This window comes from Streptomyces sp. PL-25 (assembly GCF_058344915.1).
In genome coordinates, this window is the sequence record NZ_CP136997.1 from 3,047,683 (window position 1) to 3,071,490 (window position 23,808).

At 72.0% G+C, this 23,808-nt stretch carries 20 protein-coding genes, 1 tRNA gene and 2 pseudogenes; 8 read left to right on the forward strand and 15 right to left on the reverse strand.

The annotated features are described in order from the left end of the window. The first annotated feature begins 440 nt into the window (after positions 1 to 440). The gene (locus R4Z62_RS13535; RefSeq protein WP_491519910.1) at positions 441 to 1,436 is read left to right on the forward strand and encodes a hypothetical protein; all 996 of its coding nucleotides are present in this window, start codon (positions 441 to 443) and stop codon (positions 1,434 to 1,436) included. A 394-nt stretch (positions 1,437 to 1,830) separates the two neighbouring features. Here the strand turns inward: R4Z62_RS13535 and R4Z62_RS13540 are convergent. Next, positions 1,831 to 1,912, reverse strand: a tRNA-Tyr gene (locus tag R4Z62_RS13540). A 317-nt stretch (positions 1,913 to 2,229) separates the two neighbouring features. Between R4Z62_RS13540 and R4Z62_RS13545 the strand changes: the two genes are divergently transcribed. Further along, the gene (locus R4Z62_RS13545) at positions 2,230 to 2,718 is read left to right on the forward strand and encodes a YajQ family cyclic di-GMP-binding protein (protein WP_064534580.1); all 489 of its coding nucleotides are present in this window, start codon (positions 2,230 to 2,232) and stop codon (positions 2,716 to 2,718) included. A gap of 87 nt (positions 2,719 to 2,805) precedes the next feature. Here R4Z62_RS13545 and R4Z62_RS13550 read toward each other — a convergent pair whose 3' ends face one another. From R4Z62_RS13550 to R4Z62_RS13610, 13 genes are all read right to left on the reverse strand, one after another. Next, positions 2,806 to 3,072, reverse strand: coding sequence for a GlsB/YeaQ/YmgE family stress response membrane protein (locus R4Z62_RS13550; RefSeq protein WP_064534578.1), 267 nt, complete (start codon positions 3,070 to 3,072; stop codon positions 2,806 to 2,808). A 145-nt stretch (positions 3,073 to 3,217) separates the two neighbouring features. After that, the gene (locus R4Z62_RS13555; protein ID WP_018564762.1) at positions 3,218 to 3,610 is read right to left on the reverse strand and encodes a YccF domain-containing protein; all 393 of its coding nucleotides are present in this window, start codon (positions 3,608 to 3,610) and stop codon (positions 3,218 to 3,220) included. After that, the gene (gene htpX / locus R4Z62_RS13560; protein WP_064534576.1) at positions 3,607 to 4,470 is read right to left on the reverse strand and encodes a zinc metalloprotease HtpX; all 864 of its coding nucleotides are present in this window, start codon (positions 4,468 to 4,470) and stop codon (positions 3,607 to 3,609) included. Before htpX ends, R4Z62_RS13555 begins: the two co-directional genes overlap by 4 nt. Before the next feature lie 189 nt (positions 4,471 to 4,659). After that, positions 4,660 to 6,183 carry an NADH-quinone oxidoreductase subunit N gene (locus tag R4Z62_RS13565; RefSeq protein ID WP_064534574.1) on the reverse strand — a complete coding sequence of 508 codons (1,524 nt, stop codon included), beginning with the start codon at positions 6,181 to 6,183 and terminating at the stop codon, positions 4,660 to 4,662. Then, positions 6,180 to 7,754 carry a complex I subunit 4 family protein gene (locus R4Z62_RS13570; RefSeq protein WP_491519911.1) on the reverse strand — a complete coding sequence of 525 codons (1,575 nt, stop codon included), beginning with the start codon at positions 7,752 to 7,754 and terminating at the stop codon, positions 6,180 to 6,182. Before R4Z62_RS13570 ends, R4Z62_RS13565 begins: the two co-directional genes overlap by 4 nt. A 6-nt stretch (positions 7,755 to 7,760) precedes the next feature. After that, positions 7,761 to 9,755 (reverse strand): NADH-quinone oxidoreductase subunit 5 family protein, encoded by a 1,995-nt coding sequence (locus tag R4Z62_RS13575; protein ID WP_064534570.1) that lies wholly within the window; start codon positions 9,753 to 9,755, stop codon positions 7,761 to 7,763. Next, entirely contained in the window at positions 9,752 to 10,177 is a 426-nt protein-coding gene (gene nuoK / locus R4Z62_RS13580; RefSeq protein WP_491519912.1) for an NADH-quinone oxidoreductase subunit NuoK, read from the reverse strand. The genes R4Z62_RS13575 and nuoK overlap by 4 nt, the downstream gene beginning before the upstream one ends. Then, the gene (locus R4Z62_RS13585) at positions 10,177 to 10,857 is read right to left on the reverse strand and encodes an NADH-quinone oxidoreductase subunit J family protein (protein ID WP_064534566.1); all 681 of its coding nucleotides are present in this window, start codon (positions 10,855 to 10,857) and stop codon (positions 10,177 to 10,179) included. The genes nuoK and R4Z62_RS13585 overlap by 1 nt, the downstream gene beginning before the upstream one ends. Continuing rightward, positions 10,854 to 11,429, reverse strand: a complete 576-nt coding sequence (locus R4Z62_RS13590; RefSeq protein ID WP_491519913.1) for a NuoI/complex I 23 kDa subunit family protein — start codon at positions 11,427 to 11,429, stop codon at positions 10,854 to 10,856. The genes R4Z62_RS13585 and R4Z62_RS13590 overlap by 4 nt, the downstream gene beginning before the upstream one ends. Further along, positions 11,429 to 12,397, reverse strand: coding sequence for a complex I subunit 1/NuoH family protein (locus R4Z62_RS13595; RefSeq protein ID WP_382850986.1), 969 nt, complete (start codon positions 12,395 to 12,397; stop codon positions 11,429 to 11,431). Before R4Z62_RS13595 ends, R4Z62_RS13590 begins: the two co-directional genes overlap by 1 nt. Further along, positions 12,394 to 13,722: an NADH-quinone oxidoreductase subunit C gene (locus tag R4Z62_RS13600; protein WP_491519914.1), complete on the reverse strand. Its 1,329-nt coding sequence runs from the start codon at positions 13,720 to 13,722 to the stop codon at positions 12,394 to 12,396. Before R4Z62_RS13600 ends, R4Z62_RS13595 begins: the two co-directional genes overlap by 4 nt. Continuing rightward, positions 13,719 to 14,390 (reverse strand): NADH-quinone oxidoreductase subunit B, encoded by a 672-nt coding sequence (locus R4Z62_RS13605; protein ID WP_491519915.1) that lies wholly within the window; start codon positions 14,388 to 14,390, stop codon positions 13,719 to 13,721. The genes R4Z62_RS13600 and R4Z62_RS13605 overlap by 4 nt, the downstream gene beginning before the upstream one ends. Continuing rightward, positions 14,381 to 14,809, reverse strand: a complete 429-nt coding sequence (locus R4Z62_RS13610) for an NADH-quinone oxidoreductase subunit A (RefSeq protein WP_491519916.1) — start codon at positions 14,807 to 14,809, stop codon at positions 14,381 to 14,383. The genes R4Z62_RS13605 and R4Z62_RS13610 overlap by 10 nt, the downstream gene beginning before the upstream one ends. A 231-nt stretch (positions 14,810 to 15,040) precedes the next feature. Between R4Z62_RS13610 and R4Z62_RS13615 the strand changes: the two genes are divergently transcribed. The 5 genes and pseudogenes from R4Z62_RS13615 (at position 15,041) to R4Z62_RS13635 (ending at position 22,308) form a co-directional block, all read left to right on the forward strand. Next, the gene (locus R4Z62_RS13615; protein WP_064534557.1) at positions 15,041 to 16,273 is read left to right on the forward strand and encodes a sensor histidine kinase; all 1,233 of its coding nucleotides are present in this window, start codon (positions 15,041 to 15,043) and stop codon (positions 16,271 to 16,273) included. A gap of 210 nt (positions 16,274 to 16,483) precedes the next feature. Beyond that, positions 16,484 to 17,851 (forward strand): sensor histidine kinase, encoded by a 1,368-nt coding sequence (locus tag R4Z62_RS13620; RefSeq protein ID WP_382850995.1) that lies wholly within the window; start codon positions 16,484 to 16,486, stop codon positions 17,849 to 17,851. A gap of 409 nt (positions 17,852 to 18,260) precedes the next feature. After that, complete coding sequence (locus R4Z62_RS13625) at positions 18,261 to 18,920, forward strand: response regulator transcription factor (RefSeq protein WP_324604186.1); 660 nt, start codon at positions 18,261 to 18,263, stop codon at positions 18,918 to 18,920. A gap of 418 nt (positions 18,921 to 19,338) precedes the next feature. Then, positions 19,339 to 21,259: pseudogene (locus R4Z62_RS13630) on the forward strand (2-oxoacid:acceptor oxidoreductase subunit alpha); the annotation flags it as partial. A gap of 48 nt (positions 21,260 to 21,307) precedes the next feature. After that, positions 21,308 to 22,308 (forward strand): annotated as a pseudogene (locus R4Z62_RS13635) (2-oxoacid:ferredoxin oxidoreductase subunit beta). Positions 22,309 to 22,323: 15 nt separating this feature from the next. Here R4Z62_RS13635 and R4Z62_RS13640 read toward each other — a convergent pair. After that, positions 22,324 to 22,746: a winged helix-turn-helix transcriptional regulator gene (locus tag R4Z62_RS13640; protein ID WP_491519917.1), complete on the reverse strand. Its 423-nt coding sequence runs from the start codon at positions 22,744 to 22,746 to the stop codon at positions 22,324 to 22,326. 89 nt (positions 22,747 to 22,835) lie between these two features. On the opposite strand from R4Z62_RS13640, the gene R4Z62_RS13645 reads away from it, so the two are divergent. Further along, positions 22,836 to 23,690: an SDR family oxidoreductase gene (locus R4Z62_RS13645; RefSeq protein WP_064534551.1), complete on the forward strand. Its 855-nt coding sequence runs from the start codon at positions 22,836 to 22,838 to the stop codon at positions 23,688 to 23,690. The last annotated feature ends 118 nt before the right edge of the window (positions 23,691 to 23,808 follow it).

Here is a 23,808-nt window from a genome sequence, read left to right on the forward strand (position 1 = left end):
GGAACCACCGACGACACCGGCCACACCACCGGCCACAACGAAAAGCCCCCCCGACCGGCCGTTGAAGGCTGATCGAAGGGGGTTTTCCCCAGTCCAGAGTCAGCTCAAGGCGCGCAGGGACAGGCGGGCAGGCGGTGAGCACCGCTTCAGGAGTTCGGTCCACGGGCCGTGCGGGTTGCTCGGGCCCGTGCTTGCTGGACGAATCGGAGTCCGTCTTTGAACGCTGGGATCCGTCGCCATCTGGCGACGTTGAAAGGAAGACGGAGCGGTCGGCGTAAGGGACGGCCAGGTCCGGTAGGCCGCGACAGGGCCAGCGAAGCGGACCGGACGCGGTCGCCCTGCCGGACCCGGGCAGGGGCGGTGGCGACACGCTGCCGGAGCTGGCCTCTAGCTCACCTGTATGCGCCGTGCGAGGCTGCCGGTGGGGGGGGGATGACGACATGAGGCACGTACCTTTCTTCCGCTGGGTTCTGACGGCCGGTTTCATGCTCTTCGCCTGTTCGGCGGGGCTGTACGCGATCGAGTCGGGTCCGGAGCTGCCCGCGACGCGTCAGATCGACTTGGCGGTGGTCGATGAGAAGGCTGACGGCACCTGCCGGGTCCAGTGGAGCGACCCGTATGAGAAGAAGACGCGGGAGGGGCCGTACCACTGCGACGCCGGCCGGAGCGACATTCTCAAGGCACCGAACTTCCAGGACAGTCGGGGCTACGGCTGGGAGTCCGGGTTCATGTTCACGGAAGGGCCGAACCGGGGGGACCTGGACGATTTGAAAGTCTCCTCGGGGGAGGACTTCACCACCTCGGACACCCTCCTGCTGCTGGGGGTACTGCTCATCCTGATCGGGATGGTCGGCGGCAACCTCCGCGCCCTTCCCCGGGTCCTCGGCGTGGAGGCACAGCTCGTGCGTCGCGCGACCCGGCTCGCCGAGGCTGCCGGGTGGGCAGCCGAGGACTACGCGCGGGCCGTGGATGCGGTGCGGGACGCCGGACGCCACGGGTCGCTCGACGCGGCACCTGACCCCGAACTGGTCCGCTCTCTCTGGGTTCTGCGGGAGGCCGGGCCGCAGGCACACAGGGCGGCGGCGGACGCCCGGGACCTCGCGAAGCGGCTGCGCCCGCTGCTCAGGGAGGCGGCCCCCGCCGCCGGGCTGCGGAACAGGCTCCAGGCCGGACCGGCCGCCCGCGCCGACGCCGAGGCGGCGGTCACCGAGCTGCGCCGGCTGGTGGCCGACGCCGAACGGCACGGTCTGTGGGAGCGGTTCGCGCAGACATCGGTCGACCTGCTCCGGGGGCAGGACGCCGACCGGGCCGCCATCGCGGCCGGGACGGACTTCGAGCGGGACCCGGACGCCTACCGGCGGCTCCTGGAGGCCCTCGCGCCTCTCAAGGCGGCGGCCCGGCCGGAGCCTCTCCGACGCCGCCGTCGGCGTCGCTGACCGTCCCACCCGGGACTGGCCCCGTACGGACGGCACCCGTATCAAATCCAGCCCCGACCACCGAGGCAGCCGCCTCCCGGCTCGCAACGCTCAGTCACTGCTGCACGAAACTGAGCCAGACCCCTGGGAGCCGGGGCCGACCGCCCCTGTCCGCACCTGTTGGTGTCAGCCACTGATGTCAGGCGTCAGGGCCGCTCTCGGCGGAGACCGGAGCCCAACGCTCGCTTCGTGCTCCCGTGCGGAACCTCCGGATTCCCCGACCGGTCTCCACCCGCCAGTCACCCTTCCCACGCACACACCGCCTGCGGCCGGTGCGGGATCGAACAGGCGTCAGCAACAAAGAAACCCCCTCCGACCTGCCGAAGAGGCTGGTCGGAGGGGGTTTTCCCCAGTGTGGCGGCGCCAGGATTCGAACCTGGGAAGGCTGAGCCGGCAGATTTACAGTCTGCTCCCTTTGGCCGCTCGGGCACACCGCCGGGGTTTGCTGCCGTCGAACTGCCTTTCGGCGGTGCTCTGTGGCAACGACGTAAACAATACCCGATGCACAGGGGTGCTTCGCCACCCGATTGATCGGTGTCCCGGAGCCGGGCCGTCCGTGTCCGGGGGCCGGGTGACCAGTGGCCCGGGGACGGGCGACAGGCGGCCCCGGGGCGGGCGGGAAGGCCATGACAGGGCCTAGGCTGGGGCGGATGCGGACCCGGGCCTGCCGGCCGGGGGCAGGCGGTTTCCCCACGCTCGCCGGCCCGCACGCGTCACGTACTTCGACCCACCCCGATACAAGGAGCCACAGGACATGGCCGACTCCAGTTTCGACATCGTCTCGAAGGTCGAGCGGCAGGAGGTCGACAACGCCCTCAACCAGGCCGCCAAGGAGATCTCGCAGCGCTACGACTTCAAGGGCGTGGGCGCTTCGATCTCGTGGTCCGGCGAGAAGATCCTCATGGAGGCGAACTCCGAGGAGCGGGTGAAGGCGGTCCTCGACGTCTTCCAGTCCAAGCTGATCAAGCGCGGCATCTCGCTGAAGGCCCTGGACGCGGGCGAGCCGCAGCTGTCCGGCAAGGAGTACAAGATCTTCGCCTCCGTCGAGGAGGGCATCTCCCAGGAGAACGCCAAGAAGGTGGCGAAGCTCATCCGCGACGAGGGCCCCAAGGGCGTCAAGGCCCAGGTGCAGGGCGACGAGCTGCGTGTCAGCTCCAAGAGCCGGGACGACCTCCAGGCCGTGATCGCGCTGCTGAAGGGCCAGGACTTCGACTTCGCGCTCCAGTTCGTGAACTACCGGTAGGACCGGCGGAGCAGACACAAGGGTGGGCACCGGGAGCACCGGTGCCCACCCTTGTGTGTGTCCGCCGCGCCGCGGCAGCGCCTCGCGTCAGTCGCGTGAGTTGCCGAAGAGGAGGCGGTAGGCGATCAGCAGGACGAGTGAGCCGCCGATGGCCGCCGCCCAGGTGGCGCCGTCATAGAAGTGCTTGCTGACCGGGTGGTCCAGCCAGCGGGCCGAGATCCAGCCGCCGACGAAGGCACCGGCGATACCGATGAGGGTCGTGCCGATGAAGCCGCCGGGGTCGCGGCCCGGCAGCAGGATCTTCGCGATGGCCCCGGCCAACAGTCCCAGGATGATCCAGCTGATGACGCCCATGTCCCGAACCTGCCTTTCCCGGCGACCTCGGTTCGTCGCCCGTGAGTGCCACACGCGTGTTCGCACCGTGTCGTCGGGGAAGACGCCGCGGCCGGTCCCCACGGTTGCATCCGGCGGCGGCCCCGGCACGCCGGGATGCGCCGGTTCAGCGGGTGGCGAAGGGCTGGTCGGTCCGGACGATCTCGCGGCCCAGCGGGAGCAGCGAGACCGGGATGAGCTTGAAGTTGGCGATGCCGAACGGGATGCCGATGATCGTGATGCAGAGCATGACGCCCGTCACGATGTGGGCGAGCGCCAGCCACCAGCCGGCCAGGACGAGCCAGAGCACGTTGCCGACGCAGGACGGCGCGCCCGCGTCGCGGCGCTCGACCGTGGTGTACCCGAAGGGCCACAGGGCGTAGACGCCGATGCGGAAGGACGCTATGCCGAACGGGATGCCGATGATCGTGATGCACAGCAGCACCCCGGCCGCCAGATAGCCGAGGAACAGCCAGAAGCCGCTCAGGACCAGCCAGATGACGTTCAGGATTGTCTTCACTGTCGGCGACCTGCCATCTGCTCGAGTCGGGCGATGCGCTCCGCCATGGGCGGGTGCGTGGAGAACATTCTCGACAGTCCCTGTCCCGGGCGGAAGGGATTGGCGATCATCATGTGGCTCGCGGTCTCGATGCGCGGCTCCGGGGGCAGCGGAAGCTGCTGGGTGCCCGCCTCCAGCTTGCGCAGGGCGCTGGCGAGGGCGAGCGGGTCACCGGTGATGCGGGCGCCGGAGGCGTCGGCCTCGTACTCCCGGGAGCGGCTGATGGCCAGCTGGATGAGGGTGGCCGCGAACGGGCCGAGGATCATGACCAGGAGCATGCCGAAGATGCCGGGTCCCTCGTCGTCGTCCGAGCGGCCGACCGGGATCAGCCAGGCGAAGTTGACCAGGAACATGATCACGGAGGCGAGGGCGCCGGCGACGGAGGAGATCAGGATGTCGCGGTTGTAGACATGGCTCAGCTCGTGGCCGATGACACCGCGCAGTTCGCGCTCGTCCAGGATGCGCAGGATGCCTTCCGTGCAGCACACGGCGGCGTTGCGCGGGTTGCGTCCGGTGGCGAAGGCGTTGGGCGCCTCCGTCGGGGAGATGTACAGGCGCGGCATCGGCTGGCGGGCCTGGGTGGAGAGGTCGCGGACCATCCGGTACAGGGCCGGTGCCTCGAACTCGCTGACCGGGCGGGCCCGCATCGCGCGCAGGGCCAGCTTGTCGCTGTTCCAGTACGCGTACGCGTTGGTGCCGAGGGCGATGAGGACGGCGACGACCAGGCCGGTGCGGCCGAAGAAACTGCCGATGACGATGATGAGTGCGGACAGTCCCCCGAGGAGTACTGCGGTCCTGAGCCCGTTGTGCCGGCGGTGCACGGTACGCCCTCCAAGTGGTGCGGCAGGGGAACCCTTCGCTTGCTGTGCGGTCCACTGGTGTGTGGTGTCACGTCCAGTGGACCCTTCCGTACTGGTCAACGCCAGGCGAACGCCCCGGGTTCCCCGGTCGGCGCGAGGGCGCGCGGGCCGTCCGGGTGAGTGCGCTACGGGTGCCCGGTGCCGGGCGGGTCAGAACAGTCCGCCGCCCGCGAAGCGCAGCACCAGCTGGGGCGCGCCGGACAGGGCGACGCCCAGGACGCCCGTCAGGGCGAGCGCGGCGGTGAGCGGCGCCGGGACGCGGTGCCGGACCGGTTCGCCCTCGGGCGCGCGGAACAGCAGGGCCGTCCACCTCAGGTAGTAGTACAGCGCGACCACCACGTTGACGGCCATGACGACGGCGAGCCAGCCGAGTCCGGCGCCGACCGCCGCGGAGAAGACGGTGACCTTCGCGAACAGGCCGATGACCCCGGGCGGGAGCCCGGCCAGGCACAGCAGGAAGAAGGCCAGCAGCAGGGCGCACACCGGGTGGGCGGCGTACAGGCCGCGGTAGTCGGCGAGGCGGTTGCGGGGCCGGGCGCGGCCCACGAGCGCGGCCACGGCGAAGGCGCCGAGGTTCACGGCGGCGTACATCAGGGCGTACGCGACGGTGGAGCCGACGGTCCCGCGCGGGTCGTCGGTGTATCCGGCCGCCGCGAGCGGCACCAGGAGGTAGCCCGCCTGGCCGACGGAGGACCAGGCGAGCAGCCGGACCGCGCCGTACGCGCGCGTGGCGCTCTGGCGCAGGGCACCGGCGTTGCCGACGGTCATGGTGAGTGCGGCCAGCGCCGCCAGTGCCGGGCCCCAGACGTCGGCGTACGAGGGGAACGCGACGACGGTGACGAGAATCAGGCCGGTGAAGCCGACCGCCTTGCCGACGACCGACAGATAGGCGGCGATCGGCAGCGGCGCGCCCACATAGGTGTCGGGGACCCAGAAGTGGAACGGGACGGCGGCGAGCTTGAAGGCGAAGCCGACGAGGGTGAGGACGACGCCGGTCTGGGCGAGGGTGTGGAACTGCCCGGCGACGTGCGGAAGGCGGTCTGCCACCTGGGTGAGGTACAGGGTGCCGGTGGTGGCGTAGACGAAGCTGACGCCCAGCAGGCTGACGGCGGTGGCGGTGACCGAGGACAGGAAGAACTTCAGGGCCGCGTCGGAGGACCTGCGGTCGCCGTGTCTGAGGCCCACGAGGGCGAAGGCGGGCAGGGAGGCGACCTCCAGGGCGACGATCAGGGTGGCCAGGTCGCGGGCGGCGGGCAGCAGGGCCGCTCCGGCGGTGGCGGACAGCAGCAGGAACCAGTACTCCCCTTCGGGGAGTCCGCCGCGCGCGTCCCTGAGGGCGGTGACCGACAGCAGGGCCGCCAGCAGGGCGCCGCCCAGCACCAGGAGCTGGACGACGAGGGTGAAGTGGTCGGCGGTGTAGCTGCACACGCCGGGCTGCCGGTGCCGGCAGAAGGTGCCGCGGTCGCCGTCCAGGAGGGGCAGCAGGAGCAGCGCGGAGGCGGCGAGTCCGGCGACGGAGACCCAGCCGAGGAGGGGTTTGCGTGCCCGCGGGACGAAGAGGTCGGCGACCAGGACCGCCAGGGCGGTCACCGCGGTGAGGGCGGGTGGCGCGACGGCGAGCCAGTCGACGGACTGGACCGCCGACGCGACCGGCGACTGGGCCAGGACGCTCATCGGGTGCCTCCCGCGAGGAGTTGCTGCACGGCCGGGTCGGTGAGCCCGAGCAGGGCCTTGGGCCAGAGCCCGGCGAGGACGGTCAGGGCGACGAGCGGGGTCCAGGCCGCGAACTCGAAGCCGCGCACGTCGGGCAGTTCCGGGGTCTCGGCCGCCGCGGCGCCCATGCAGACGCGGCGGACCACGGCGAGCATGTACGCGGCCGTCAGCAGGGTGCCGAACGCGCCGATCGCCATGAAGGTGAGGAAGGCGGGGCGGCTGAGGCCGTCGGCGGGCCGGAACGCGCCGAACAGGGCGAGCATCTCGCCCCAGAACCCGGCCAGTCCGGGCAGTCCGAGCGAGGCGACCGCGCCGAAGGCCAGCAGGCCGCCCAGGCGCGGGGCCCTGCCGTACAGGGCGGCGCCGGACTCCTCGGCGAGGGTGTCGAGGTCGGTGCTGCCGGTGCGGTCCTTGAGTCCGCCGACGAGGAAGAAGAGCAGGCCGGTGATGAGGCCGTGGGCGATGTTGGCGAACAGGGCGCCGTTGACGCCGGTCGGGGTGGCGGTGGCGATGCCGAGCAGCACGAAGCCCATGTGGCCGACCGAGGAGTAGGCGATGAGCCGTTTCAGGTCGCCCCGGGCACCGCGCCGGGCCAGGGCGAGGCAGGCCAGGGAGCCGTAGACGATGCCGACGACGGCGAAGGCCGCGAGGTAGGGCGCGAAGGTGTGGAAGCCGTGCGGCGCGACGGGCAGCAGGATCCGGACGAAACCGTATGTCCCCATCTTCAGCAGGACGCCCGCCAGCAGGACCGAGCCGACGGTCGGGGCGGCGGTGTGGGCGTCCGGCAGCCAGCTGTGCAGCGGCCACATCGGGGTCTTGACCGCGAGCCCGAGCCCGATCGCCAGAACGGCGATGACCTGCACGGACGCGGTCAGCGACCGGCCGTTGTCAGTGGCGAGTGCCACCATGTCGAATGTGCCCGCCTTGATCCCGATCAGGAGCAGGCCGAGCAGCATGACGACCGAGCCGAGGAGGGTGTAGAGGATGAATCGCCAGGCCGCGGCCCGCCGGCCCGCGCCGCCCCAGCGGGCGATGAGGAAGTACATCGGGATGAGCACCGTCTCGAAGGCGAGGAAGAACAGCACCAGATCGAGGACGGCGAAGGTGGCGAGCGTGCCGGACTCCAGCAGGAGCAGCAGGGCGACGAACGCCTTCGGGCTCGGGCCCGCGGGCGGCTTGAAGTAGCTGTACAGCGCGCAGAGGAAGGTCAGCAGCGCGGTCAGGACGACGAGGGGGAGCGAGATGCCGTCGATGCCGAGGTGGATGCGCACGTGGAGTGCGGGGATCCAGCTGATGTCCGTCGTGGCCTGCATCTTCGACGGATGGTCGTGGTCGAAGCCGAGCGCGAGGACGAGCGCGGCGGCGAGCAGGACACCCGTGACGGTCACTCCGTGCCGGAGCACGGCCTGCTCGGGCGACTTCCCCTTCAGTCCGGGCGGGGCCGGCAGGAGGGCGGCGACCGCGCCCAGGAGCGGGCCGGCGACGAGGAACGCCAGAAGGAACTGCATCACTGACTCGCTGATATCGATCACGCCTGCTCACGCTCCCGTGGCGACGAGGACGACGGCGACCGCCAGGACGACGGTGCCGGCGAGCAGCGCGCTCACATAGGTCTGCACATTGCCGGTCTGGGCCCGCCGTACGGCGGCCCCGAGCAGCCGGGGTGCGGCCCCGGCACCGCGTACGTAGGTCTCGACGACCTCGCGGTCGAGGAACCGGACGAGGCTCGCACCGGCCAGGACCGGGCGGACGAACAGGGTCCGGTAGACCGCGTCGAGGTGGAAGCCGGTGGCCGCGTGGCGGTGCAGCGGGCCGAGCAGCAGCCGAGCGGGGTCGGCGGGGTCGGGCGCTCCGGCGAGGTCCCCGTAGGCCGGCCGGTGGGTGGCGATGGCCTCGGCCTCGACCAGTCCGGCGTCGGCCTCCGGGTGGGCGGCGACCGCGCCCATCGGGGTGCGGGCGGCGAGCGCGGTGGTGTGCCGCCAGGCGCCGTAGAGGAGCACACCGCCGGCCAGGGCCAGGCCGGTGCCGAGGACGGAGGTGGCCGTCGTCGGGGCGAGCGAGGCACCGTCGAACCAGTCGGGCAGAACGCGGAAGGCGAGTCCGCCGAAGGCGAGGGAGGGCACGGCCAGCACCCACAGGACGGCGTTCATGGCCAGGGGCTGCCGTCCGTGGTCGGGGGCCTGCGCACCCCGGCCGTGGAAGGCGAGCAGCCACAGCCGCAGCGCGTAGGCGGCGGTCAGCAGGGCGGTGAGCAGACCGGCCACGAGGACGATCCAGCCGGCCGTGCCGGGGGCGTGCGCGGTGTGGCCGTCGGCCACCCGCTCGGCGGCGCCGAGCACGGACTCCTTGGAGAAGAAACCGCTGAAGGGAGGGATCGCGGCGAGCGCGAGCAGGGCGACGGTCATCGTCCAGTACGCGTCGGGGACGCGCTCGCGCAGGCCGCCGGTGCGGGACATGGCGGCCAGCGAGTTGGTCCCGGCCGCGTGGATGACCACCCCGGCGGCGAGGAAGAGCAGCGCCTTGAAGGCGCCGTGCGACAGGAGGTGGAAGACGGCGGCGCCGGGCGCGCCCACGGCGAGCGCGCCGGTCATGTAGCCGAGCTGACCGATCGTCGAGTAGGCGAGGACGCGTTTGATGTCGTCCTGGGCGAGCGCGGCGAGCGCCGAACCGGCCATGGTCACGGCGGCCATGACGGCGAGGACGGTCATGGCGGCCGAGGACGCCTGGAAGACGGGGAGGAGCCGGGCCACGAAGTAGACACCGGCGGCGACCATCGTCGCGGCGTGGATCAGCGCGGACACCGGGGTCGGGCCTGCCATCGCGTCGGGCAGCCAGGTGTGCAGCGGGAACTGCGCGGACTTGCCCGCCACGCCCGCCAGGAGCAGCAGCGCGACCAGCGTGGGGTGGTGCAGGCCGCCGTGCGCGACGGTGGTCAGGACCGTGGTGATCCGGAAGGAGCCGGCGTCGGCGGCGAGCGCGAACAGACCGATGAGGAAGGGGACGTCGCCGAGCTTGGTGACCAGGAAGGCCTTGAGGGAGGCGGCGCGGGCCTCGGGGGTCTCCCAGTAGTGGCCGACCAGGAAGTAGGAGCAGATGCCCATGACCTCCCAGCCGACCAGCAGCACGATCAGGTCGCCGGAGTAGACGACGAGCAGCATCGCGGAGGTGAACAGGGAGACGAGCGCGGCGTAGGACGGGTAGCGCGGGTCCTCGCGCAGATAGCCCGTGGAGTAGAGCTGCACACAGGTGGCGACGGTGGCGACGAGGACGGCGACGAGCGCGGCGTAGCCGTCGATGTGCAGGGCCAGTTCGACGGGGACCGAGCCGGTGGGGGTCAGTTCGGTGGCGGCGTCGACGGCCCGGCCGCCGCCCTGGCGGGCCGCGACCAGCACGGCGAGGACGAGGGAGGCGAGGGTCGGCAGGATCGCGAGCGGGCGGACGAAGCCGGGGGCGGTGCGGCCCAGGAGTAGTCCGGCGGCGGCGCCCAGGAACGGCAGGAGGGGGACGAGAACGGCGAGGGTGGTCGTGGTCACGCGGTGGCCTCAGCCTTCCCGGCGGCCCGCGCGGTCGCGGCGGCTTCGCCGTCGGGGCCGTCGTCGAAGTCGTCGTCGGGTTCGTCGTCGGGGTCGTCATCGGGGTGCTCGGCGGCGTCGCGGAGCCGGTCGATGTCGGAGGTGCCGCGGTTGCGGTACACGGCGAGGACGATCGCCAGGCCGATGCCGATCTCGGCGGCGGCGATGGTGATGGTGAACAGGGTCAGCGCCTGGCCGGAGTGCAGGGTGTCGGCGGCGGCTCTGCTGAGCCAGACGTCGAAGGCGACCAGGTTGAGGTTGACGGCGTTGAGCATCAGCTCGACCGACATGAGGACCAGGATCGCGTTGCGGCGCGCGAGGACGCCGTAGAGCCCGGTGCAGAAGAGAAGGGCGGAGAGGACGGCCGGGTAGACGAGGTGCATCAGCGGGGGCCCTCCTCGGCGGCCGGTTCGGCGGGCCGCCCGTCGAGCCGTTCGACGGGTCGTCCGTCGGCCGGGCCCGGGGTGCGGGGACCGGCTCCGGCACCGGCGTCTGCCGGGGAGCCGGGGTCGGCGGAGCCCGCGTCCGCCTTGGCCTTGCGGGACAGGACGATCGCTCCGACCAGTGCGGCCAGGAGCAGCACGGAGAGGGCCTCGAAGGGCAGGACCCAGTTCTGGAAGAGGCTCTCGCCGGTGGCCCGGGTGGTGCCGGCGGCGGCGCCGTCCAGGTCGGTCCAGGTGGTGCGGAAGGCGTCGGCGACGACCCAGACCAGGGTGCCGGCGGCGGCGAGGGCCACCGCGAGGGCGGCCCACCGGTTGCCGGAGTCGGCGTCGGCGGAGCGGCCGATGGGGGCCTTGGTGAGCATCAGTCCGAACAGGAGGAGGACGACGACGGAACCGACGTAGATGAGGACCTGCACCCAGGCGATGAACTCGGCGGTGAGCAGCAGGTATTCGACGGCGAGGCCGCCGAGGGCGACCACCAGCCACAGGGCGGCGTGCACCAGTTGCCGGGTGGTGACGGTGAGGAGCGCGGCGCCGAAGGTGGCGATGCCGACGAGCAGGAAGGCGATCTCGACGCCGGTCGGCGAGAGGAAACCGGGGTGGGCTGCGGCGGGGGTCACGCTTCTCCTTCCTCCTGGGCGGCGGTTTCCTGCTCGGCGGCGGCCTGCTCCTGGGCGGCGAGCTTGTCGGCGCTCTTGCGGGCGGCGGCGAGCTCCTTCGGCTCCTCCGCGCCGGGGTCGAGGGCGGGCGGGGCCGGGACGGTCCACATCCACTCGCGGAGCTTGTCGCGCTCGTGGGTGAGGTCGCGGATGTCGGTCTCGGCGTACTCGAACTCCGGTGACCAGAACAGCGCGTCGAAGGGGCAGACCTCGATGCAGATGCCGCAGTACATGCACAGGGAGAAGTCGATGGCGAAACGGTCGAGGACGTTGCGGCTGCGCTCGCGGCCGCCGGGGACCGCGGCGGGCACCGTCTCCTTGTGGGAGTCGATGTAGATGCACCAGTCCGGGCACTCGCGGGCGCACAGCATGCAGACCGTGCAGTTCTCCTCGAACAGGCCGATCACACCGCGGGTGCGCGGCGGCAGGTCGGGCTGGGTGTCCGGGTACTGCTCGGTGACGGTCTTCCTCGTCATCGTGCGCAGGGTGACGGCGAGGCCCTTGGCCAGGCCGGAGCCGGGAAGGGGAGCCACTAGGAGATCACCACCTTGACGATGCCGGTGAGGGCGATCTGGGCGAGGGCGAGGGGCACGAGGAGGGTCCAGGAGAGCTTCTGGAGCTGGTCCTCGCGCAGCCGCGGGTAGGTGACGCGCAGCCAGATCACGACGAAGGCGAGGACGGCGGTCTTCAGCAGCGTCCAGACCCAGCCGAGGCCGTCCGCGCCCCAGGGGCCGTGCCAGCCGCCCAGGAAGAGGACGGTGGTCAGACCGCACAGGACGACGATCCCGGCGTACTCGGCGAGCAGGAACAGGGCGAACCGCAGCCCGGTGTACTCGGTGTACGCGCCGAAGATGATCTCCGAGTCGGCCACCGGCATGTCGAAGGGCGGGCGTTGCAGTTCGGCGAGACCGGCGACGAAGAAGACGACCGCGCCGACGATCTGCCAGGGCAGCCACCACCAGTGGAACGCGTCCAGGATGCCGGGCAGCGAGACCGTTCCGGCCGCCATCGCCACGGAGGCGGCGGCGAGCAGCATCGGCAGTTCGTAGGCGAGGAGCTGCGCGGCGGTGCGCAGGCCGCCGAGGAGGGAGAACTTGTTGGCGGAGGCCCAGCCGGCCATGAGCGAGCCGAGTACGCCCACGCCCATCACGGCGAGCACGAAGAAGAGGCCCGCGTCCAGCACCTGGCCGACCGCGCCCGCGCCGGGGCCGACCGGAAGCGCGAGCAGCACCAGCAGGTACGGCAGGAGGGCGACGGCCGGGGCGAGCTGGAAGACGCGGCGGTCCGCGCCCGCCGGGACCACGTCCTCTTTCTGCGCGAACTTCACGCCGTCCGCGACGAGCTGGGCCCAGCCGTGGAAACCGCCCGCGTACATCGGGCCGAGGCGACCCTGCATGTGGGCCATCACCTTGTGCTCGGTCTGACCGACGATCAGGGGGAGGACGAGGAAGGCCACGAAGACGATCAGGAGTCGCAGGGCGACGTCGGCCACGTCGTTCACCGCTGGTCTCCTTCCGGGTCGTCGTCGGGGGCGGCCGGGGCGGGGGGCTGCTTCGGCGTCTCCGGGTTCTCCGGGTTCTCCGGGTTCTCCGGGTTCTCCGGGTTCTCCGGGTTCTCCGGGTTCTCCGGTTCGTCGAAGGCCGGGCGGGCGTGGTGCCAGGGCGCGTCCGCGCTGCGCGGGGGTGTGGGCGGCTGCGGCTGCGGCTGCGGTTCCTGGGTGGCGCGGTCGGCGGCGGGGACGGGCGGGGGCGGGGGCGCAGGTCGCTCCGCCCGCTGCGAGGCGGAGCCGCCGCTCGCGCTGCGCGAACGGCGCGGGGCGGACGGCGGAGACGGCGGAGCCGCCGGTTTCTCCGGCCGCGTCGGGGTCTCGGGAGTCTCCGGGGTCTCCGGGGTGACCGGGCCGGCCGAGGCAGCCGGGGTGGCGGCGGCTGCCGTCTGGCTCGCCGAGCCCTGGCTCGCGCTCCGCATCCGGCGCGGCCCGGCGGTCGCCCCGCCTGCCGCACCCGGGGTCGCGGGCGGGGCCGCGGGCGACTCCGCTTCCCCGGCCTCCGCCGTGTCCGTACCCGTACTCGTACCTGTGCCCGTACCCGTGCCCGTACTCATGCCCGCACCCGTGCCCGTGTCCCCGCTCGTCTGGCTCGCCGAGCCTCCGGCGGCCGTGCGGGTGCGGCGTACCGGGCGGTCGCCGGGCGTGCGGACGGGGCGTTCGCCCGCCGGGCGGGCGGCGCCCCGGGCGGGGCGGGCCGGGGCGGCCGGGAGGGTGCCCTTGAGGGGACCCCACTCGTTGGGGTCGGGGACGCCCGGCGGCAGCATCTGGCGGCGCTTGGGTGCGCCGTGGTCCGACTCGCCCGGCTCCTTCGCGCCGGGCCACGCCTTGGCGACCCGGGCGGCCAGGACGAAGTCCTTGCGCAGCGGATGGCCCTCGAAGGTGTCCGGGAGCAGGAGGTGGTCCAGGGCGGGGTGGCCCGCGAAGTCGACGCCGAACATCTCGTGGGTCTCGCGTTCGTGCCAGGCGGCGCCCGCGTAGACCTCGACGGCGGTGGCCAGGACCGGCCGCTCGTGCGGGACCGTCGTGCGGACGAGCAGCCTCCGTACCGGGGCCAGCGCCACGACGTGCGCCGCGATCCGCAGGCCCGTGCCCGGCTCGTCGACCGCGCTCAGCCAGTCGAAGTAGGTGCAGCCCAGCGTGTCGCGGGCGGTCAGCAGGGCGGAGACCCAGGAGTCGGCGGGTACGTCGACCGTCAGGACCTCGTAGGACTCCTCGGCCGTGGCCCCGGCGCCGAACAGTTCCTCGGCGGGCGCGGGCAGCCACCCGGCGCCGCTCATCGCTCGCCTCCAGCGCCGGAACCGGCGGAACCGCCGGCCGCCCCCTCAGCCCCGGCACCGGCACCGGCACCCGGCGGCCGTACCAGACCGCTCTGGAGTGCCGCCGCCGACGGGCGCGCCGTCCCGGTGCCGTACCGCTCCGCGAGCGACTCCCTGGCGATCTTCTCCTGGAGCTTGAGGATCCCCTGGAGCAGCGCCTCGGGGCGCGGCGGGCAGCCGGGGACGTAGACGTCCACGGGGATGATCTGGTCGACGCCCTTGGTGACGGAGTACGAGTCCCAGTAGGGGCCGCCGCAGTTGGAGCAGGCGCCGAAGGAGATGACGTACTTCGGCTCGGGCATCTGCTCGTACAGGCGTTTGACGGCGGGGGCCATCTTGTCCGTGACGGTGCCGGAGACCACCATCAGGTCGGCCTGGCGCGGACCGGGGGCGAAGGGGATCACCCCGAGGCGGATGAAGTCGTGGCGGGCCATCGAGGCGGCGATGAACTCGATCGCGCAGCAGGCCAGGCCGAAGTTGAAGACCCACAGCGAGTAGCGGCGGCCCCAGTTCAGGACCACCTTCATCGGCTCGGGGGCCAGCCGGGACAGCGCGCCGAGCCGCTGCGGCACGGGAAGCGCGACGGGCTCGGAGGCCACCGGCTCGGGCACGGCGGGGTTCACGTCCATGTCAGGACGCCCTTCTTGTATGCGTACAGCAGGCCGATGGCCAGGAAGCCGAGGAAGACGAACATCTCCACCAGCGTCGCCGCGCCGTAGCCGGGGGCGGCGAAGACCGTCGCCCAGGGGAACAGGAAGATCGAGTCGACGGCGAAGATCACGTACAGGAAGGCGTACACGTAGTAGCGGACCTGGGTGTGGGCCCAGCCCTCGCCGACGGGGTCGACACCGCACTCGTACGTCAGGAGCTTCTCGGGCGTGGGGACCACCGGGCGCAGCAGCCGGCCCGCGCCGAACGCGACGGCGACGAACAGCACACCGACGACGGCGAGCAGCCCGACGACCGAGTAGGAGTGGAAGTAGTCCGCCGCGACGGCGGCCTGCCCCCGCGTCGTCTCGCGCGCCGCCCCCCGCACCGTCTGCGTCACCGTCCGTCCCTCGCTCCCTGACCCGTGGTGCCCGGTGGTGTCCGTGCTGCCTGTGCTGCCTGTGCTGCTGATGCTGCCCGTGCGACGGTCTGTACGCACGGGAGTCTAGGCCCTGTTAAAGAGCGGGTAAGCAGCCCGTCGCACGCTGGGACGCGGGGTGGGGTTTTCCCCCGCTCACCAGGGCGGCCGACCTCATGGCGTCCGGGGCCGTCGCACGGCACGCTAGCCCGTATGAGCGCACCCATCTCCTCCGCCGGCCCGGCGGCGCGCGGCGCCGGGGACGACCGCGACCGGCCGCCACCGGCTCGTTTCGCCTACGACCTGCCCACCTGGAAGGAGATCACGCATCTCCTGGTGAACCTGCCCGTGTCCCTGATCGGCTTCGTCTACGTGGTGTCCGTGCTGTCCGTCGGCGCGGCGCTGACCGTCACGGTGGTGGGCCTGCCGCTGCTGGCGTTCGGCCTGGCGGGCGCCCGGCTGCTGGGCCGGCTGGAGCGCAAGCGGGCGCGCGCCCTGCTCGGGGTCCGTATCGACGAGCCGAGTCCGCTGCCGATGGGCCGTACGAAGGGCTGGCTCAACCGGTTCTGGCTGATGCTGAAGGACCCGGTGGGCTGGCGCACGGTGCTGTACGACTTCATCCGGCTGCCCTGGGGTGTCCTCACCTTCTCCGTGACCCTGGTCTCGCTGTTCGTGCTGTGGCCGGTGCTGCCGTTCATCGCGCGGGGCCTGACGAACGTGGACCGGGCGCTGGTGCGGGGTCTGCTGTCGCCCTCCGACGAACTGGAGCGGCGGATCGCGGAGCTGGAGTCGGACCGGGGTGTCGTGGTGGACACGGCCGCGGCCGACCTGCGGCGCATCGAGCGGGACCTGCACGACGGCGCGCAGGCCCGGCTGGTGAACCTGGCCATGGGTCTCGGTCTGGCCAAGGAGAAGCTGCTGGAGGACCCGGACACGGCGGCCGAGATGGTCGCGGAGGCGCACGGCGAGGTGAAGCTCGCGCTCCAGGAGCTGCGTGATCTGGCCCGGGGCATCCATCCGGCCGTGCTGACCGACCGCGGCCTGGACGCCGCCCTCTCCTCGGTCGCCTCGCGCTGCACGGTGCCGGTGAAGGTGACGGCCGATCTGCCCGCGCGCCCGGCGGAGGCCATCGAGGGCATCGCCTACTTCACGGTGTCCGAGCTGCTCCAGAACGTCAGCAAGCACAGCGGGGCGCGCTCCGCCTCGGTGGACGTGTGGCGTGCCGACGACCGGCTGATGCTCCAGGTCGTCGACGACGGGCGCGGCGGCGCCAGCCTGGACGGCGGTACGGGCATGCGGGGGCTCGCGGAGCGGCTGGGCGCCGTCGACGGGCTGTTCGTCGTGGACTCGCCGCCGGGCGGACCGACGACGGTCACGGCGGAGCTGCCCTGGCGGGACCGTACGCCCGCGCCGGGCGGCGCAGCGGTCCCGCACGGCCGGAGGTAGGGAAAACCCCCGGACCGAGACGCCGACGCGCTCCATGGTTGCGGGCGCCGCGGTCCAGCACTCTGGAATCACGCCGGGGAGACCGCGACGGAATCACACCGGGGAGACCGCGACGACCTGCGGCCCGGCCGCACCGGAGCAGGCACCGCGACAGCAACAGCCGACAACAGCCGCCAGCAGCGCAGCACACCAGGGGAACGGACGACGCCGATGACCACCCAGTACGGATCGCAGTACGGACAGGGGTACGGGTCCTACAGCGGGACCGGGTTCCACGACGAGGAGCGCGGTCCGCGCCGGCACCGGCTCCCCGCCGGGCTGCGGGCGCCGTTCGAGGCGCGTAGCTGGAAGGAGCTGGCGTACGTCCTGCTCAGCCTGCCGATCAGCATCACGCTCTTCTGCTGGGCCGTCACGATGGTGTCGCTGGGTGCCGGTCTGCTGGTGACCTTCCTGGGCATCCCGGTGCTGGCGGGCGCGCTGGCGGGCTGCCGGGGCTTCGGCGCGCTGGAGCGGGTGCGGGCGCGCGGGCTGCTCGGCCTGGAGGTGGGCGAGCCGGAGCCGCTGGTGATGAAGGGCCGCGGCCCGCTGGCCTGGACCGGCGCGGTGCTGAAGAGCGGCGCCTCCTGGCGGGCGCTGCTCTACGCGGGGCTCCAGTTCCCGTGGGCGGTCTTCTCGTTCGTGGTGGCGATGGTGCTGTGGCCGATGGGGTGGTCGCTGCTGACGTATCCGCTCTGGTACTGGATCTTCCCCACGTGGGCCGGGCAGGGCGGCATCCAGCTCTACGGCGACGAGCACCACCAGATCTTCCTCGACAACCCGTTCGAGATCACGGTGACCGCCCTCGCCGGGCTGGTGATCACCCTGGCCACGCCGTGGATCCTGCGGGCGCTGACCACGGTGGACCGGGTGCTGGTGCACGGGCTGCTCGGCCCGTCGCAGCTGTCGGCGCGCGTGGTGGAGCTGGAGTCGGACCGCGGTGTCGTGGTGGACACGGCCGCGGCCGACCTGCGGCGCATCGAGCGGGACCTGCACGACGGCGCACAGGCCCGGCTGGTGGCGCTCGCCATGGACCTGGGTCTCGCCAAGGAGAAGCTGACCGAGGACCCGCAGGCGGCGGCCCGGATGGTGGACGAGGCGCACGGCGAGGTGAAGACCGCGCTCCAGGAGCTGCGCGACCTGGCCCGGGGCATCCACCCGGCCGTGCTGACCGACCGCGGCCTGGACGCGGCCCTCTCCTCGGTCGCCTCGCGCTGCACGGTGCCGGTGCAGGTGGACGTGGACCTGACGGAGCGCCCGGCGGCGGCGATCGAGGGCATCGCGTACTTCACGGTGTGCGAGCTGCTCCAGAACATCAGCAAGCACAGCCGGGCCGGTTCCGCCTCGGTGGACGTGTGGCGGGTCGAGGACCGGCTGATGCTCCAGGTCATGGACGACGGGGTCGGCGGCGCCGATGTGTCCGCCGGATCGGGCCTGGCGGGGCTGGCCGAGCGGCTGGACGCGGTGGACGGCATCCTCGTCGTCGACTCGCCGGCCGGCGGGCCCACCCGGGTGACGGCGGAGCTGCCCTGGCGGCGCTGAGCGCACGGGCGTACCGGCGGAATCGAAGCCCTGACGGAACCGGCACCACCGGCGGTACCGGTACCACCAGCGGAACCGGCACCACCGGCGGTACCGGTATCACCAGCGGAACCGGTACCACCTGCGGAATCCGCACCGGCGGCCTGCCGCCCACGGCCCCTCCCGGCCGCGGGCGGCAGGCCGCACGGCGTGACCCCGGCCGGAAGATCAGTACAAATAACGCATACCCCCTCCCCCATCGCCCGGGGCACCCCGGGATCCGCACGGTTTCCCCCGGGGCTCCGGCGCGTCAGGGTCCGGATCCTGGAATGCTGGGCCGTGTCGTACCGAGTCGCATGGACTGGGTCGTACGGAGTCGCATGGACTGCCGTAGAGGGGCTGTGGGGGGCCGAAGATCGTGGAGGACAGGGTGCGGGTGGTCATCGCCGAGGATTCAGTGCTGCTCAGGGAGGGCCTGACCCGGCTGCTGACCGACCGCGGGCACGACGTCGTGGCCGGTGTCGGTGACGCCGAGGCGCTGATCAAGACCATCACCGATCTGCACGGCCGGGGCGAGCTGCCCGACGTGGTCGTGGCCGATGTGCGGATGCCGCCGACCCACACCGACGAGGGGGTGCGGGCGGCGGTGCGGCTGCGCAAGGCGCACCCCGGGCTCGGGGTGCTCGTCCTGTCCCAGTACGTGGAGGAGCGGTACGCCACCGAGCTGCTGGCGGGCTCCAGCCGCGGGGTCGGCTATCTGCTCAAGGACCGGGTGGCCGAGGTGCGCGAGTTCGTGGACGCGGTGGTCCGGGTGGCCCAGGGCGGTACGGCCCTCGACCCGGAGGTGGTCGCCCAGTTGCTCGGGCGCAGCCGCAAGCAGGACGTGCTGGCCGGGCTCACCCCGCGCGAGCGCGAGGTGCTGGGCCTCATGGCCGAGGGGCGGACGAACTCGGCGATCGCCCGCCAGCTCGTGGTCAGCGACGGCGCGGTCGAGAAGCACGTCAGCAACATCTTCCTCAAGCTCGGCCTGTCCCCGAGTGACGGGGATCACCGGCGCGTTCTCGCCGTCCTCACCTATCTGAACTCCTAGCGGCCGACACTGAACGGGTGGGCCCCCCAGCGGGCCCCGATCCGGGTCCCGCCCGTCCGGCTCCCGGTCGCCCGGATCCCGCCCGTCCGGATCCGGGTCGCCCGGATGCCGGCCGTCCGGCTCCCGGCCGTCCGGGAGCCGCCGGTGCGGGTCCGGACCGGCGGGACGGGTCCGGACCCGTCCGGACCGGCCGGGAGTACGCCGGACGGGCGACTGTGGCGCAACGTCCTTGAAGGAGGTCCGCGAGGCCGCAACGGCGTGACAGAACAGGGCACAGGACCGTCTCGCGGGCCCGTCCAGCATGCGACAGCCGCCGGGAGGGCAGAGCTGACGGTCGTAGGGTTGACATCGGGAAGGTCTTCGCCAGGACTTTCGGGAAGGCCGTTCACCACAGCCGCCTCGGAGGAGGTCCAGTTCAGTGACCAGCCAGGTCAGCAGTCCAGCGGAACAGGCCGACGGAACCGTCGTAGGGGAACAGCGCAGGGCGGCCGGAACGAAGGACGTCCGCCGTGTGGATCGGGTGGTGATCCGGTTCGCGGGTGACTCGGGTGACGGGATGCAGCTCACGGGGGACCGGTTCACGTCGGAGACGGCGTCGTTCGGGAATGATCTGTCGACGCTGCCGAACTTCCCGGCGGAGATCCGGGCGCCTGCCGGGACGCTGCCGGGGGTGTCGTCGTTCCAGCTGCATTTCGCCGACCACGACATCCTCACCCCGGGTGATTCCCCCAACGTGCTGGTCGCGATGAACCCGGCCGCGCTGAAAGCGAACCTGGGGGACCTGCCGCGGGGCGCGGAGATCATCGTGAACACGGACGAGTTCACGCGGCGGGCGTTGCAGAAGGTCGGCTACGCGGCCTCCCCGGTGGAGGACGGGTCGCTGGACGGTTTCCGGGTGCACGCGGTGCCGCTGACATCGCTGACGGTGCAGGCGCTGGCCGGGTCGGGTCTGTCACGCAAGGAGGCCGAGCGCAGCAAGAACATGTTCGCGCTGGGGCTGCTGTCGTGGATGTATCACCGGCCGACCGAGGGCACGGAGCGGTTCCTGGCGGCGAAGTTCGCGCGGCGCCCGCAGATCGCGGCGGCGAACGTGACGGCGTTCCGGGCGGGCTGGAACTTCGGGGAGACCACGGAGGACTTCGCCGTCTCCTACGAGGTGGCGCCGGCGGCACACGCCTTCCGCCCGGGGGTGTACCGCAACATCTCGGGGAACCTGGCCCTGGCCTACGGGCTGGTCGCGGCCTCCCGGCAGGCGGGACTGCCACTGTTCCTGGGCTCCTACCCGATCACCCCGGCCTCCGACATCCTGCACGAGCTGTCACGGCACAAGGCGTTCGGGGTACGCACGTTCCAGGCGGAGGACGAGATCGCGGGGATCGGGGCGGCGCTGGGCGCGGCGTTCGGCGGGTCGCTGGCCGTGACGACGACCTCCGGGCCCGGGGTGGCGCTGAAGTCGGAGACGATCGGGCTGGCGGTCTCCCTGGAACTGCCGCTGCTGGTCGTCGACATCCAGCGCGGCGGCCCCTCCACCGGACTGCCCACCAAGACCGAGCAGGCGGACCTGCTCCAGGCCATGTACGGCCGCAACGGCGAGGCCCCCGTCCCCGTGGTGGCGCCGCGCACGGCGGGGGACTGCTTCGACGCGGCACTGGAAGCGGCCCGTATCGCCCTCACCCACCGCACCCCCGTCTTCCTCCTCTCCGACGGCTACCTCGCCAACGGCTCCGAACCCTGGCGCATCCCCGACATCGACGAACTCCCCGACCTGCACGTCCCCTTCGCGACCGGACCCAACCACACCCTGCCCGACGGCACCGAGGTGTTCTGGCCCTACAAACGCGACCCCCACACCCTGGCACGCCCCTGGGCCGTGCCCGGCACCCCCGGCCTGGAACACCGTATCGGCGGCATCGAGAAACAGGACGGCACCGGCAGCATCTCCTACGACCCCGCCAACCACGACTTCATGGTCCGCACCCGCCAGGCCAAGATCGACAGCATCAGTGCCCGACATCCAGGCCGACGACCCCGACCACGCCCGCACCCTCGTCCTGGGCTGGGGATCCACCTACGGCCCCGTCACCGCCGCCGTACGACGCCTGCGCGCCGAAGGCATCCCCATCGCACAGGCACACCTGCGCCACCTCAACCCGTTCCCACGCAACCTCGGCACCCTCCTGGCCGCCTACGACAAGATCGTGATCCCCGAGATGAACCTCGGCCAGCTCGCCACCCTCATCCGCGCCAGATACCTCGTCGACGCCCACTCCTACAACCAGGTCAACGGCATGCCCTTCAAAGCCGAACAACTCGCCGACGCACTGAAAGAGATCATCGATGCCTCTGAAGCCCTGTCCCTGGTTCCCAAGGCGGAGGCCGTGCAGTCGATGAAGGACTTCAAGTCCGACCAGAGGTCCGCTGGTGCCCCGGCTGCGGTGACTACGCCATCCTCGCCGCCGTCCAGGGCTTCCTGCCCGAACTCGGCCTGGCCCGCGAGAACATCGTGTTCATCTCCGGCATCGGCTGCTCCTCCCGCTTCCCGTACTACATGAACACCTACGGGATGCACTCCATCCACGGCCGCGCCCCCGCCATCGCCACCGGCCTGGCCACCAGCCGCCGCGACCTCTCCGTCTGGGTCGTCACCGGCGACGGCGACGCACTCTCCATCGGCGGCAACCACCTCATCCACGCCCTGCGCCGCAACGTCAACCTGAAGATCCTGCTCTTCAACAACCGCATCTACGGCCTCACCAAGGGCCAGTACTCCCCCACCTCCGAAACCGGCAAGATCACCAAGTCCACCCCGATGGGCTCCCTGGACGCCCCCTTCAACCCCGTCTCCCTCGCCCTCGGCGCCGAAGCCTCCTTCGTCGCCCGCACCCTCGACTCCGACCGCAAGCACCTCACCGAGGTCCTGCGCCAGGCCGCCGCCCACCCCGGCACCGCCCTCGTCGAGATCTACCAGAACTGCAACATCTTCAACGACGGCGCCTTCGACACCCTCAAGGACAGGGAACAGGCCGGCGAGGCCATGATCCGCCTCGAACACGGCCGCCCGATCCGCTTCGGCACCGACGGCGAACGCGGCGTCGTACGCGACCGCACCACCGGCGACCTCCACGTCATCGACGTCACCCCGGACAACGAGGCCGACATCCTCGTCCACGACGCCCACGCCGCCTCCCCGACCACCGCCTTCGCCCTGTCCCGCCTCGCCGACCCCGACACCCTGCACCACACCCCCGTCGGCGTCTTCCGCGACATCCAACGCCCGGTCTACGACACCCTCATGGCCGACCAGCTCGACACCGCGGCACAGCAGCAGGGCACGGGCGACCTGGCCGCCCTCCTCGCCGGCAACGACACCTGGACCGTCGTCGGCTGAGGACGAGCCGCTTCCTCACGAGGCCCGGACGGCTTCCGTCCGGGCCTCGTCGTACGCCTGCCGGGCCCGCGCCACGTCCGGCATGCGCCGGTGGGTCCACTCGGCGAGGGCGCGCACCTGCTCGGCGGCCTCCCGGCCCAGCCCGGTCAGGGAGTAGTCGACGCGCGGCGGGATCACGGGCCGGGCGTCGCGGTGGACGAGGCCGTCGCGCTCCAGGGTCTGGAGCGTCTGGGCGAGCATCTTCTCGCTGACGCCCTTCTCACTCACCCGGCCGATGGCGCGGCGCAGCTCGCTGAAGCGGTGCGGCCGCTCCAGCAGCTCGATCAGGACGAGCACGCCCCAGCGGCTGGTGACGTGCTCCAGGACGAGCCGGTACGGGCACATCGCCTCGGCGCTCACGGTCCGGGACGCGGCACTGGTCACTGCGCTTTCCGTCATGTAGGTACCTTACTTCAAAGTGGGTACTTTCTTTTGGTTAGCTTCGCTCCTAGGGTGGCTGCCAGAGCCACCCACAAGGAGATCCCCTCATGAGCATCGTCGTCACCGGAGCCACCGGACACCTCGGCCGCCTGGTCGTGGAGCAACTGCTGGAGAAGGTTCCGGCCGAGCAGGTCACCGCCGTGGTCCGTACCCCGGAGAAGGCCGCCGACCTGGCCGAGCGCGGTGTGCGCGTCGCGGTCGCCGACTACAACGCGCCCGAGACCTTCGACGGCCTCTTCGCCGCCGGCGACAAGGTGCTCCTCGTCTCCGGCAACGAGTTCGACAAGGGCCGCGTCCAGCAGCACCGGGTCGTCATCGACGCCGCCAAGGCCGCCGGTGTCGCCCTGCTCGCCTACACCAGCGCCCCCGGCAGCCTGAAGGCCGCCCTCGCCGACGACCACCGCGGCACCGAGGAGGCCCTGCTCGCCTCCGGTCTGCCGTACACCCTGCTGCGCAACGGCTGGTACCACGAGAACTACACCGAGAACCTGGCCCCCGCCCTGGAGCACCGCGCCGTCGTGCACGCCGCGGGCGCCGGGCGGCTCTCCTCGGCGTCGCGCGCCGACTACGCGGCCGCCGCCGTCGCGGTGCTCACCGGCGAGGGCCACGAGAACAAGACGTACGAGCTGGGCGGCGACGAGGCGTGGGGCTTCGCCGAGTTCGCCGCGGAGCTGAGCCGGCAGACCGGCGAGGAGATCGTCTACCGCGACGTCTCCGTCGAGGAGTTCCAGGCGGTCCTGACCGGCGCCGGGCTGCCCGAGGCGTTCGCGGCGATCCTCGCCGGGGTGGACGCCTCCATCGAGAAGGGCGAACTGGTCGTCGACAGCGGTGACCTGTCCCGGCTGACCGGCCGCCCGACCACCCCGCTCGCCGAGGCGATCCGCGCCGGACTCAAGGGCTGACACACCGGGCACTCCCGCGCCGGGCTCCTCCACCTGTCATGACCGTATGGCGATACGGGCATGACAGACGGGGGTGCCCGGCGCTACCTTCGTGCTGGCCGCGCCGGAACGCGGCCGC

Excerpts from the sequence above, each read along its gene's own strand:
- R4Z62_RS13605 (WP_491519915.1), bottom strand. The coding sequence starts at position 14,390 with ATGGACGTGAACCCCGCCGTGCCCGAGCCGGTGGCCTCCGAGCCCGTC.
- R4Z62_RS13620 (WP_382850995.1), top strand. The coding sequence starts at position 16,484 with ATGACCACCCAGTACGGATCGCAGTACGGACAGGGGTACGGGTCCTAC.
- nuoK (WP_491519912.1), bottom strand. The coding sequence starts at position 10,177 with ATGCACCTCGTCTACCCGGCCGTCCTCTCCGCCCTTCTCTTCTGCACC.
- R4Z62_RS13600 (WP_491519914.1), bottom strand. The coding sequence starts at position 13,722 with ATGAGCGGCGCCGGGTGGCTGCCCGCGCCCGCCGAGGAACTGTTCGGC.
- R4Z62_RS13640 (WP_491519917.1), bottom strand. The coding sequence starts at position 22,746 with ATGACGGAAAGCGCAGTGACCAGTGCCGCGTCCCGGACCGTGAGCGCC.
- R4Z62_RS13565 (WP_064534574.1), bottom strand. The coding sequence starts at position 6,183 with ATGAGCGTCCTGGCCCAGTCGCCGGTCGCGTCGGCGGTCCAGTCCGTC.
- R4Z62_RS13535 (WP_491519910.1), top strand. The coding sequence starts at position 441 with ATGAGGCACGTACCTTTCTTCCGCTGGGTTCTGACGGCCGGTTTCATG.
- R4Z62_RS13545 (WP_064534580.1), top strand. The coding sequence starts at position 2,230 with ATGGCCGACTCCAGTTTCGACATCGTCTCGAAGGTCGAGCGGCAGGAG.
- R4Z62_RS13615 (WP_064534557.1), top strand. The coding sequence starts at position 15,041 with ATGAGCGCACCCATCTCCTCCGCCGGCCCGGCGGCGCGCGGCGCCGGG.
- R4Z62_RS13550 (WP_064534578.1), bottom strand. The coding sequence starts at position 3,072 with ATGGGCGTCATCAGCTGGATCATCCTGGGACTGTTGGCCGGGGCCATC.
- R4Z62_RS13645 (WP_064534551.1), top strand. The coding sequence starts at position 22,836 with ATGAGCATCGTCGTCACCGGAGCCACCGGACACCTCGGCCGCCTGGTC.